This window comes from Staphylococcus microti, assembly GCF_000934465.1.
Lineage (GTDB): Bacteria > Bacillota > Bacilli > Staphylococcales > Staphylococcaceae > Staphylococcus > Staphylococcus microti.
In genome coordinates this window covers 1-13142 of sequence record NZ_JXWY01000044.1, presented here as the reverse complement: position 1 = coordinate 13142, position 13142 = coordinate 1, and the positions used below count along the sequence as shown (strand labels likewise).

General features: G+C 40.1%; 7 protein-coding genes. 1 reads left to right on the top strand and 6 read right to left on the bottom strand.

Annotated features, from left to right (window positions below; translation table 11 throughout):
• Window positions 1-18: 18 nt before the first annotated feature.
• From pknB to def, 6 genes are read right to left on the bottom strand one after another with little or no spacing between them, the layout of a single operon-like run.
• Window positions 19-2064 carry a Stk1 family PASTA domain-containing Ser/Thr kinase gene (pknB, locus tag TP70_RS07840; protein ID WP_044360794.1) on the bottom strand — a complete coding sequence of 682 codons (2046 nt, stop codon included), beginning with the start codon at window positions 2062-2064 and terminating at the stop codon, window positions 19-21.
• Window positions 2061-2804, bottom strand: coding sequence for a Stp1/IreP family PP2C-type Ser/Thr phosphatase (locus TP70_RS07835; RefSeq protein WP_044360793.1), 744 nt, complete (start codon window positions 2802-2804; stop codon window positions 2061-2063). Before TP70_RS07835 ends, pknB begins: the two co-directional genes overlap by 4 nt.
• Before the next feature lie 6 nt (window positions 2805-2810).
• The gene (gene rlmN / locus TP70_RS07830; protein WP_044360792.1) at window positions 2811-3905 is read right to left on the bottom strand and encodes a dual-specificity RNA methyltransferase RlmN; all 1095 of its coding nucleotides are present in this window, start codon (window positions 3903-3905) and stop codon (window positions 2811-2813) included.
• A gap of 1 nt (window position 3906) precedes the next feature.
• Window positions 3907-5211: a 16S rRNA (cytosine(967)-C(5))-methyltransferase RsmB gene (gene rsmB, locus TP70_RS07825; RefSeq protein WP_044360790.1), complete on the bottom strand. Its 1305-nt coding sequence runs from the start codon at window positions 5209-5211 to the stop codon at window positions 3907-3909.
• Window positions 5211-6143, bottom strand: a complete 933-nt coding sequence (fmt, locus tag TP70_RS07820) for a methionyl-tRNA formyltransferase (protein WP_044360788.1) — start codon at window positions 6141-6143, stop codon at window positions 5211-5213. The genes rsmB and fmt overlap by 1 nt, the downstream gene beginning before the upstream one ends.
• Window positions 6136-6624 (bottom strand): peptide deformylase, encoded by a 489-nt coding sequence (gene def / locus TP70_RS07815; RefSeq protein ID WP_044360786.1) that lies wholly within the window; start codon window positions 6622-6624, stop codon window positions 6136-6138. Before def ends, fmt begins: the two co-directional genes overlap by 8 nt.
• Before the next feature lie 311 nt (window positions 6625-6935).
• Between def and TP70_RS12730 the strand changes: the two genes are divergently transcribed.
• Window positions 6936-13142: SdrD B-like domain-containing protein (locus TP70_RS12730; protein ID WP_052502896.1), on the top strand; the 6207-nt coding region annotated here is incomplete at its 3' end.

The following is a 13142-nucleotide window of genomic DNA, read 5'->3' as shown; positions in this document are numbered from 1 at the left end:
GTTTTCCTGCTTTTTCACTTAGAAATCATCATAATCAATCTGACCGCTGTTGATTTCTTTACCGTCTACTAGAACGCGATAGCTCGCACTGCTATCACTTGCAATTGTAAAGTTCAATGTTTGCGGTGTATCTTTTTTAATTTCAAATGTATGCGGCTTTTGACCATCGTTATTTTTATCTTTGACATACACTTCAACTTTTTGTGGTTTGTTATTTTGACCTGTATACGGGATAACAAACGATTGGGAATATCTTTTGTCAAATTTTGGTGGTTCTTTATCTTTGGATTTATCTTTGCTGTCGGCGTCATCCTCTTCATCACCTGAACCGAGTGATACGACAAATTTGACTTCTGATCCTTCATCCACTTCTTTATTTTTCGGCGTTTGACTAATAATGTGGTTTTCTTTCACTTTATCGTCTTCACGTTCTTTTGTTACCGTTACAGTCAGACCTTCCGCTTCAAGTTTTGCTCGCGCTTCTTCAATGTCTTTATTCGTATAGTCGTCAACAAACACTTTACGTTTACCGAGTGATTCCGTAATTAAAATCTTTTCTTTCGTCACGGATACTTCTGTACCAGGTGCAACGCTTTGTGCCTCCACATTTCCTTTTGCGATGTCATTTTGCGTATACGCTGTTGTGTATTCGACTTTCTCAAAGCCAAGTTTTGCTAAGATCTCTTCGGCTTCTACTTTTGGACGTCCGACTAAGTCTGGCATTTTTTCTACATGTTCCCCTTTAGACACCATGAGGTCAACAGCTGTTTTCTGTTTTACTTTTGTACCTTGACCGGGGTTGATACCTGCGACATGCCCTTCTTCAAAACGATTGCTGTACACTTTCACGACTTTACCAACTTTTAAGTTTTCATCTTTAAGTGTCTGTGTCGCTTGTTCTTCCGTTTGTCCTAGTACGTCTGGGACTTGGCTATATTTGTTACCCATAACGGCTGCTGTCACAAAGAAGAAAAGTCCGACGAACAATAGGACTAATACGAGTCCTGCAATCACTTTCTTTTTACGTGAACGTTTAGGCTTTGCCGCGTATGCACCGGTTACTGCTGCACGTTGCGTACGTGGTCTTGCATTGGCTGATGCATTTGTTTGTGCTGTCGGTACAATTGGAATGTTTGCCGTGTCATTCGATGCAGGTTCTTGTTGTTGTTTCAACGCATTTTTATCTAATGCGACTGTTTTGGTGAGTGCATCGTCTTCTGTTTCATAAACCGGCTCGTTCGCACGACTCGGGTCTAAAACCGTTGCAACATCGTGTAACATTTCAGATGCCGTTTTATAACGATTGGCTGGCTCTTTCTCAGTCGCTCTTAAAATAACGTTACTCAACGCTTGCGGAATGTCAGCATGTTGTTCCGTTACATTCGGTACGTTCTCCTGTATTTGCTTAATCGCAATACTTACTGCCGTTTCGCCTGTAAATGGTGCTGACCCTGTTAACATCTCATACAACACAATACCGATTGAATAAATGTCAGACTGTTCACCTGTCTTTTCGCCTTTTGCTTGTTCAGGCGATAAATATTGTACAGTCCCAATGACATGGTTCGTTTGAGTCATCGTCGTCTCGCTCAATGCTTTAGCGATACCAAAGTCCACAATTTTAATCGTATCGTTTGGATCAATCATCATATTTTGCGGTTTAATGTCACGATGTACAATGCCTTGTTCATGCGCATGTTGAATGCCTTGTAACACTTGATTGATATAAGCAACTGCTGTTTTCGGTTCAAGCGCACCATGCGTTTTAATATATTCTGACAGTGTCATGCCTTCAATATATTCCATCACAAGATAGAAACAGTCATCTTCTTCCCCAACATCCCAGACGCTGACAATATTTTCATGAGACAGTTGTGTTGTATTTTGTACTTCTCGTTCAAAACGATCAATCGTCGCTTGCTTCTCACTCGGTGGAATTTGAATAAGCTTAATTGCAACTTTACGGTCTAAAATGGTATCCATCGCACCGTAAACTTTAGACATACCGCCGCCACCGAGCACTTGTTGAATTTCGTAACGTTCACCAATCATACGACCAATCATACTGGATCACCTGCAATCTCTGCTAAAATAAATGACACGTTGTCTTTCGCCTCATTTGCTTCTGCTCTCGCTAACAAAGCATCGCCTGTTTGTTTCAAACCGTCTTGTGCCATTAACAACTCATGCATTTCATCTTTTGTAACGTAATCCGTCAATCCGTCCGTATTCAACAATAAATATTGATAAAAATTCGTACGGCGTGTATAAATGTCGGGTTTGACGTGTTTGTCCGTCCCCATCACTTTCGTAATAATATGACGTTTCGGATGTTGGAAGGCTTCTGCTTCCGTAATTTGACCTAGCATGACAAGCTGATTCACAAATGTATGATCCATCGTCACTTGATCACATTCACGACTATTAATTAAATATGCGCGTGAATCGCCAATATTTGCGACGACAATATGATGTTCAAATACGAGTGCACATACACATGTTGTACCCATGCCGGCATATGCCTCATTCTCTTGCGCTAATATATAGAGTTCTCTATTAATTGCTTGTAACGCCGTTTTAAGCCATGCCTCTGCTTGATGTGGTTCGATTAAGTTTTCTTGCTCAAAACGTTCTTGCAAAGCTTCCAAGACATATTGTGATGCAACTTCTCCAGCTAAATGCCCGCCCATGCCATCGCACATGACGAGTAACTGCTGATCTGTTTGATTATAAAATACACCCGCTGCATCTTCGTTCTGGTCACGATAATGTCCGGTTATCGAATAAAGTTCTGCGTTTAACATCGCTCTCTACCTCGTTTCTGCTTCTCGTTCCTTCGCTCTCAATTGGCCACACGCTGCATCAATATCTGCACCTTGTTCTCGACGAATCGTTGCATTAATACCAAGTCGTTTTAACTCTTTTTCAAATTTAAAAATATCTTCTTTTGGCGTTTTCACATAGTTACGTTCTGGTACATGGTTCACTGGAATTAAATTCACATGACAATTTAAATGCTTAATCAACGCTGCCAACTCACGTGCATGTGTCAGCTGATCATTGACGCCACCGAATAATCCATATTCAAATGTAATACGGCGATTTGTCTTTTGTTGATAATATTCGATTGCTTCAATCAACTTATTCACATCGTACGCACGGTTAATCGGCATCAATTGTGATCGAATGTCATTGTTCGCCGCATGCAAACTAATCGCAAAGTTAATTTGTAATGATTCGTCCGCAAAATCGTAAATACGTGGAATAATCCCTGATGTCGATACAGTAATATGACGCGCACCGATATTCAAGCCGTTATCATCATTGACAATTTTTAAGAAATCCATCATTTCATCATAGTTTTCAAACGGTTCACCGATTCCCATGATAACGATTGAAGATACACGTTCATCCGTTTCATCTAATGCTTTTTGAACCGTTAACACTTGTGATACGATTTCGCCCGCTTCTAAGTTACGTTTCAAACCACCTAACGTTGACGCACAGAACGTACAACCAATTCGACAGCCTACTTGTGTCGTCACACAAACAGAATTCCCGTACTCATGACGCATCAATACGGTTTCAATCGTATAACCGTCTTGTAATTCAAATAAAAATTTAATCGTGCCGTCACGACTTTCCTGTCGAACGACCGTTTCCAATGTTGTCATTGTAAAGTTGTCTGCAAGCAACTGACGCAAGTCTTTCGATAAGTTCGTCATCTCGTCAAACTGATTGACACGTTTGTCATACAACCATTCAAAAATTTGTTTCGCTCTAAAGCTTTGTTGTCCATGTGCTTTCAACCAATCTTTCATTTCGTCAAAGCGCACGGAGTAGATTGATTGTTTCTCAAAATCAGGTAAGAATTTGTTCTTTTTCTTCTTTTCTGCTGTTATCATCTCACTGATCCTTTCTTCTAATCTTCGTTATAAAAAAGCCATCTGCATCAAAATCTTGTGGCAATAATTGTAATGTCTTCACATCTGTGCCTGTTCTAGGGTCACGTATCATTGAAAATTCAAACTCTGGATGTGCTTTTAAAAATGTATAAATGACATTTTCATTTTCCATTTGTTCTATTGTACATGTTGAGTAGATCAACTCGCCACCGTTTTTTAAATTTTGCGCAACATTCTCAAGTATTTGTAATTGAATTTGAACGAGTTGCTCCACTGTTTCAGGCATCATCGTATAGCGAATTTCTGGTTTATGACGTAAAACACCGAGTCCACTACACGGTGCGTCAACGAGTATGCGATCGAACTGCCCGTCAAATGGCGTTGTTGCATCTTGTTGTCGTGCTTGAATACCCGTTAATCCTAATTTATCAATATTATGCTGGATTAAGCCAATCTTATGGTCGTGAATATCCGTTGCTAACACGTTGCCATCGCCCGACAAAATCTCTGCCATATGACATGCTTTACCACCCGGTGCACTACAACAATCGAGTACATGATCTCCCGGTTGTAAGTCCATCATTTCAGCGACAAACATCGAACTTTTGTCTTGAATGCTCATCATCCCTTGTTGGAATAATTTTGATTGCATGACACCTTGTCCTTCAACGACTAAGCAATGCGCAATGTCCGGATCTTGTGTCACAAGGTACCCTTCTTGTTCAAGTTGTTGTATCGCTGCATCAACCGTCGTTTTCGTGCGATTGACACGTACTGTTTGAACAGCAGGCAATAACATTTGTGCCGCGATTGCTTCGGTCGTTGCTTCACCAAAATGTGTTAACCAATGGCGAACAATCCACGTTGGTAAGCTATAACGAATGGATAAGCGCTCTTCTTTCTTTTTAATCGCATCTATATCTCGCAATGGTTGTGTTGTCAACTGACGTAATATCGCATTAACCGTATTTCCTGTTTGTTTGCCGCCTCTTTTTTTAGCAATGTTTACAGCTTCATTAATAATGGCATGCGTTGGAATTTTATCCATATAAATAAATTGATACGCACTCATCCATAATAAACGTCTCACCCAGCCTTTAATTTTCGTTTTCACAAAAGGTTTTAAGTAGAAGTCTAATGTTAACTTGCGTTTTAACGTGCCATATACAAGTGCCGTATACAGTCCACGGTCTGCAGCGCTCAAAGGATGTTCTTGTAAAACTTCATTCATTTTAAGATTGCTATAAGCCCCGTCTTTCAGCACAGCTTCTAACGTCTGAAAACTCAATTCACGTACTGATGTCATTAGTGTAATTCCTTTCCAACGAGTGCTTCTTGAACGCCACTCAAGAAGTTAGCGACAGGCATACGCTTTTTACCAGCTAGTTGAATTTCAGTTAATGCAATCGCATCTTCTGAACCAGTTCCTACAATTATTTGCTTTTTTGTTGTTTCAATAATTGTACCCGGCGCACCTGCTTTATTTGATACAATTTGCGCACTATATAACTTCATCACTTTATCATCCAACTTCGTATATGCAACAGGCCAAGGAGATAACCCACGTATATGATTAAAAATCGTACGTGCATCTTGTGTCCAGTTGATGCGTTCATCTTCACGTTGAATGTTTGACGCAAACGTAGCTTGTGCACTGTCTTGTGGTGTGCGTGTATTTGTCCCATTTAAAATACTTGGTAGTGTCTCTCGTAATAAATCTGTTCCAAGATCTCTTAATTTATCATGCATTGTGCCAACGTTATCGCTGTCTTCAATTGGAATTGCACGTTGAGAAATAATATCTCCTGCGTCTAATTGTTTGACCATATACATAATTGTGACGCCTGTTTCAGCTTCTCCATCAATGATAGATTGATGAATCGGTGCCCCGCCACGATATTTCGGTAGCAATGACGCATGCACATTGACCGCCCCGTACTTCGGATAAGTTAACAATGTTTCGGGTAATAATTGACCGAACGCAGCTGTAACAATCAAATCACACGGCAATGTCATTAATGTTTCAAGTTCTTCAGAGCCTGCCAACTTCTCTGGTTGATACACTGGAATGTCATGCGCTAACGCCACTTTTTTAACAGGTGGCGGTGTCAATTGACGTTTTCTACCGACAGGTCTATCCGGTTGCGTCACCACTGCAACGACTTCTTCTGTTTCGATTAACATTTCTAATATCTTCGTTGAAAAATCAGGTGTTCCCATAAAAATTATTTTACTCATCTTCCAAATACGCCTCCAATTCTGCTGCTGACACTTCTTTGTGCATCTTATCTATAAATAAAATACCATTTAATGTATCCATCTCATGTAAAATCATGCGTGCAATATCATCATACGCTGTTAATTCAACTTGATTCCCTTGTAAATCAAAGCTCTTCACAACAATTGCACGACTTCTTTCTACTTCTCCATAACGCTCAGGCACACTTAAACAGCCTTCAAGTTCTAATGCCGTTTCTGAACCTGTTGAGATAATCTCTGGGTTAATCAGTTGCAACAAACCATCTTGCCCCATGTCAATAAGTGCCACTTGTTGGTTGACACCAATTTGTGGTGCGGCAAGTGCCTGACTACCCGCATCATACATTGTATCCTCTAAATCTTGAATTAATGATTGTAACGTATCATCAAATGTTGTCACTGGCGCTGACTTTCGTCGTAGGTTTGACGTTTTATAATTTAAAATTTTTTTAACCGCCATGTTGCACAACTCCTCATTAAAAATTCATCATTTCATTATAGCTTAATTTGTTCACAAACGATAGTTCTACTCATTCCATCATAACAAAAACCCTAGGTAAATCACGCATTTACCCCCTGTCGAAATGCTATTTAAAATCAAAATCAAAAATCACAAAATCCAACACTAAAAACCTCTAACGATTGCTATTCCAAAATAATTAATATATAAATTTTTGAATTAAATTTCGATGTTGTTTTTATAAAAATGTTAGCATATAATCTCTCTTAGCAGTATGAATATACGCTAAAAAATCGTATAGGGGTGTAATTATGAATAAAAAGTACGATTTTATTCCCAATCGGCTGAATAAGTACTCAATTCGAAAATTCACAGTCGGTGCCGCATCCATTTTGGTAGGTACAACATTATTATTCGGATTAAGCGATGACGCCAAAGCGGATGAAATTGACAAGCAGGAAACTGCTGCTGTCGCAAGCGATAATGCAGACAATCTTGACGATGAAACTTCTGAAACAGCAACGCTTGAAAACGAAGCAGAAGTAACAGCGGAAGAAACAGCAGAAACACCTGCGGAAACAACACAAGATCAGTCAGAAAACACAACAGATTCAATTGATGCCTCATTGCCAACAGAAGTTGAAGCAAATGACGCAATTGAAGCAAATAAAGCAGTGACAGTTGATGCCACTCAAGTAAATGAGGAAGCGGATGTTGAAGCAGACACAACAACTGTTGACTCGAAAGTAACTGAAGAGACTACAGTTACAGAAGTAAAAGATGCACCTGAAGTTGCACCTGTAAAAGAAGAAACAGTAATTTCAGAAGATAATAACGCATCAGACACGCAACTCGATCCAGTTGCACAACAACAAGCGATTGCGACACAAAATAACGTCGTTCGTCCTGCAGTTGAAGATATTGCTAAAAATGCTTATCCAACAGGCAATATCCCAACAAACGAAGAATATTTTGCCGCTCGCTTAGCACCGGGTACAGCATTCCGTACTTATAATAACTACTACGGATACAACTACGTTTACCCAACACCAAGAACATGTGGTTGTGGTGCCCCACCACCGCCGCCACCGCCAAAGCCAGTTGTTCAGCTCCATAAACTTGGTAGTTTAGTATGGGACGATACAAATCGTGACGGTATTCAAGATGACAATGAAAAAGGTATTGCCGACGTTACAGTTGTTTTGAAAGACGCAAATGGCGAAGAAATTAAACGTACGACAACTGATAAAGACGGTTACTATTCATTTACTGATTTACCGACAGCTGAATATACAGTTAAATTCCAAACACCAGACGGCTATCGTCCAACACATATCGGTCAAGGGTTCGATCCAGAGAAAGACTCTGACGGGACAACAGTAGACGTCTACTTAAACCATGATGATTTAACAATTGACTCTGGTTTCTCAAAACTCGTACCAACATACAGTATTGGTGATTATATTTGGAATGATATAAACCCAAATAGTGTACAAGATGATTTGGGCGATAAACCTCTTGGTGGTGTAACTGTCATCTTAAAAGATAAAGATGGCAACTTCTTAAAACGTACGGTATCTGACAAACATGGTCATTACAGCTTTGATAACTTAGAACCAAATGATTATATCGTTGAGTTCATTACCCCACACGGCTATGACTTAGTTATCCAGAACTTAGATGGTCATTTTGTTGAATGGGATTCAGATGCGCCAAGCACGCTTGTTCATTTAGAAAATAATGATGTTACTATTGATGCTGGTTTTTATCGTATTGCTGATACAGTTCGTGTCGGTGACTATGTGTGGGTCGATAAAAACAAAAATGGTATTCAAGATGATGACGAACAACCACTACCGGGTGTGACAGTACTTTTAAAAGACTCTGATGGCGAAGTGCTGGATCGTACAGTGACGGATGAAAACGGGAACTACATTTTCCAAGATTTAGAACCGGGTCACTATACGATTGCATTTGTGACGCCAAAAGACTATAAACCAACCGTTGCTGAACAAGGTGGCGACGATGATAAAGACTCTGACGGTATCGATGTCGATGTAGAACTTGAAGATGATGATGTAACAATCGACTCTGGTTTCTACAAAAAGCCTTCAACACTTGTTATCGGTGACCACGTATGGGATGACACAAATAAAGATGGTATTCAAGATGCGGATGAACCGGGTCTTGCTGGCGTAACGGTCATTCTTAAAGACGCAAATAACAATGAAATCACACGTACGACTACGGATGAAACAGGTCATTATGAATTTACAAAATTGAAAAAAGGTAATTACACTGTATTCTTTATGGCGCCTGAAGATTATCAACCAACATTGGTCAAACAAGATGACACGGGCAAAAAAGATTCAGATGGCTTGAACGTTGCTGTTACATTAGACGAAGATAACGTTACAATCGACTCTGGTTTCTACCGTACAAACCACTCTTATAAAATTGGTGACTACGTATGGATTGACGCCAATAAAGACGGTATTCAAGACGCGAATGAAGCCCCGCTACCAGGTACAACAGTTATCTTATATAACGCTGACGGTACAGAAGTTGCACGTACAGTAACAGATGACGAAGGTCACTACTTATTTGAGCATCTTCAAAAAGGTGATTACGGCGTTGAATTCTTCGCACCAGAAGGTTACACATCAACGAAAGAAAACCAAGGTACTGATGATACAAAAGACTCTGACGGTTATCGTGTCAACGTTCATTTAACTGATGATGATATGACAATCGACTCTGGTTACTATAAAGTGCCAAAAGTTAATATCGGTGATTATGTATGGGAGGATACGAATAAAGACGGTATCCAAGATGACAATGAGCATGGTATTCCAAATGTGAACGTTCGTTTAGTTGATTCAGACGGCAATATCGTTCGAACAACTTCAACGGATGAGAATGGTCATTATCATTTCAATAACGTTACAATAGCGGACTATACTGTTAAGTTTGAAACGCCTGATGGCTATACACCAACATTAATCAACCAAGGTACTGATGATGCGAAAGATTCAGATGGCACGTCTGTTGATATTCAATTACGTGACCATGACGCAACAGTTGATGCTGGTTTCTATAAAACTGGCTATGACATTGGTAACAAAGTGTGGAACGATGTTGACGAAGATGGCATTCAAGATAATGATGAACCTGGCCTTTCTAATGTCGTTGTTATTTTGAAAGATCAAGATGGCAACAATGTAGATACGAAGTCAACTGATGAAAATGGTGAGTATCACTTTAGCAACGTACCACCTGGTGACTACACTGTGACATTTGTAACGCCAGATGGTTTTGAACCAACAGCTGCACATCAAGGTCCAGATGTAGAACAAGATTCTGACGGTCCAACAGTTAACGTACATGTAGATGGCAACAACGAATCGATTGATGCTGGTTTCCATAAAAAAGCATACCGAATTGGAGATTACGTATGGGATGATACGAATCGTAACGGTATTCAAGATGATGACGAACATGGTATTGCAAACGTCACTGTTGTATTGAAGGATACGGATTACCACGAAATCAAACGTGTGACAACCGATGGTAACGGTCACTATTTATTTGATCATTTAGACAAAGGTCGTTATATTGTTGATTTTGAAACACCTGCTGGATATGTTCCAACAAAGCCATATCAAGGTGATGATCCTGGTAAAAACTCTAACTTTACAACGGTTGATGTAAATCTTCAAGACGATGACATAACAATCGACTCTGGTTTCTACAAACCAAACTTAAAAATTGGTAATCGCGTATGGAATGATTTAGGTCATGACGGTATTCAAGATGATAACGAACCGGGCCTTCCAGGTACTACTGTTACACTTTTTAATCAACAAGATAACAGCATCACTACAACGACAACAGACGAAAATGGCGAATATCACTTTGATGGCTTAGTTCCTGGATATTATGAGATTAGATTCGCACCGCCTGAGGTTTCATATGGTCCTGAGTCATTTTACAAACCTACAAGTGTGCATCAAGGTACGGACCCTGACAAAGATTCAGATGGCGACAGAGTGACTGTTTACCTTGAAGATACAGACTTATCGATTGACTCTGGTTTCCATAAATTACGTATTGGTGACCATGTATGGGAAGACAAAGAGAGTTACGCTAATTCATATGAAGACACGAAGTTAAATAACCATGAACGAAGCGATAATGGTTTAGGTTATCAAGATCAGCCATATTCATCACGCTATGGTGATCAACCACTGTCAAACGTAACAGTCATCTTAAAAAATGCTTATAATTATGAAATTAAACGTACAGTTACAGATCCAGAAGGTCATTATTCATTCGACGACTTAGACCCAGGTCATTATACGGTTGAATTTGTAACTCCTGAAGGATACATTCCGACGCTTGTTCATCACATACCAAATGAGTCATCTCCTGTAGCCCCCCACGATGATAAACTCGATCCAGAAAAAGATTCTGATGGTTTAGTTGTATCTGTTGAATTAACAGACGATGATTTAACAATCGACTCTGGCTTTGTCAAAGATGATTTTATGCTACATGGTTTTATCATACTTGATGAAGATGATGATGGTCAGACTTCAGAGTATCATGAAGTAGGTCCATCATCTGAGGTTTTAGGTACTGATAATTTTGGTTATGATATTACTGTTATTTTAAGAGATGAAAATGGTAATGAAATTTCTCGTATCATAACAAATGATGAATACAGCCATAGACATATAGAGGGAGATGAAGATTTCTTCTATGGCCCAGCTGAATACGTATTCCCTCATCTTAAAAGTGGTCACTATACAATAGAAGTCATACCTCCTGAAGGTTATAGAGTTTCAAATTACAGTGATTATGATTTTCCACCAAATCGTGATGATGAGATAGTAAGCTTTAAAAATGAAGGACTTCGCATTCCGATTGAATTAGAAAGGTCTGAATTCAACCACTTTACTTTGTTAACACATGGCGTCAAAGTTGGTGACACGGTATGGGAAGATACAAATAAAGATGGTATCCAAAATGCAAACGAACCGGGTATTGCTAATGTCACTGTTATTTTAAAGGATGAAAACGGTACAGAAGTTAGAAGAACAACAACCGATGCGAACGGTCACTACCTGTTTGACCAAGTAACACAAGGTAACTATACAGTTGAATTTGTAACTCCTGAAGGTTATACGCCTACCCTATCTAATCAAGGTGATGATGATGCGAAAGATTCAGATGGTACATCAGTTAATGTTGACTTACATCAAGACAACTTAACAGTGGATTCTGGATTCTATAAAATACCATTAAAAGAACTCACTATCGGTGACTTCGTATGGAACGATGCAAATAAAAACGGTGTACAAGAAGATGATGAATATGGTATCGGTAATGTTATCGTTACATTGCTTAATGAAAATGACGAAATCATCAATCAAACACTTACAAATGACAATGGTAACTATCACTTTGATCATTTGAAACCAGGTAACTATACAATTGTATTTAATAGACCGACGGATTACGCAGCAACATACGTTCATAGAGGCGAACATGATGTTGATTCTGATGGTTTACGAATTAAAGTTACGCTTACAGAAGATGACTTAACAATTGACTCAGGCTTCTTCGTTCATGCAGAAGATGATCCAGAACCAGTACCTGATGTAGATACGGATCCAGAACCTGAACCAGAGCCAAATCCAGATGTAGATTCGGATTCGGATGCAGATAGTGACTCTGACTCGGATAGCGACTCTGACTCGGACAGTGATTCGGACTCGGATTCTGATAGCGACTCGGATTCTGACAGCGATTCGGACTCGGATAGTGATTCTGACTCGGATAGCGACTCGGATTCCGACAGCGACTCGGATTCTGATAGCGACTCGGATAGTGACTCGGACAGTGACTCGGACAGTGACTCGGATTCTGATAGCGACTCGGATTCTGACAGTGATTCGGACTCGGATTCGGATAGCGATTCTGACTCGGATAGTGATTCAGACTCGGATAGCGACTCGGATTCTGATAGCGACTCTGATTCTGATAGCGATTCGGACTCGGACAGCGACTCGGATTCCGACAGCGATTCGGATAGTGACTCTGATTCTGATAGCGACTCGGACTCGGATAGTGATTCTGACTCGGATAGTGACTCGGATTCCGACAGCGATTCGGACTCGGATAGTGATTCTGACTCGGATAGCGACTCGGATTCCGACAGCGACTCGGATTCGGATAGCGACTCGGATTCCGACAGCGACTCGGATTCTGACAGTGACTCGGATTCGGATAGCGATTCTGACTCGGACAGCGATTCTGACTCTGATAGCGATTCTGACTCTGATAGCGATTCTGACTCTGATAGCGATTCTGACTCTGATAGCGATTCTGACTCTGATAGCGATTCTGACAGCGACTCGGACTCGGATAGTGATTCTGACTCGGATAGCGACTCGGATTCTGACAGCGACTCGGATTCGGATAGCGACTCGGATTCCGACAGCGACTCGGATTCT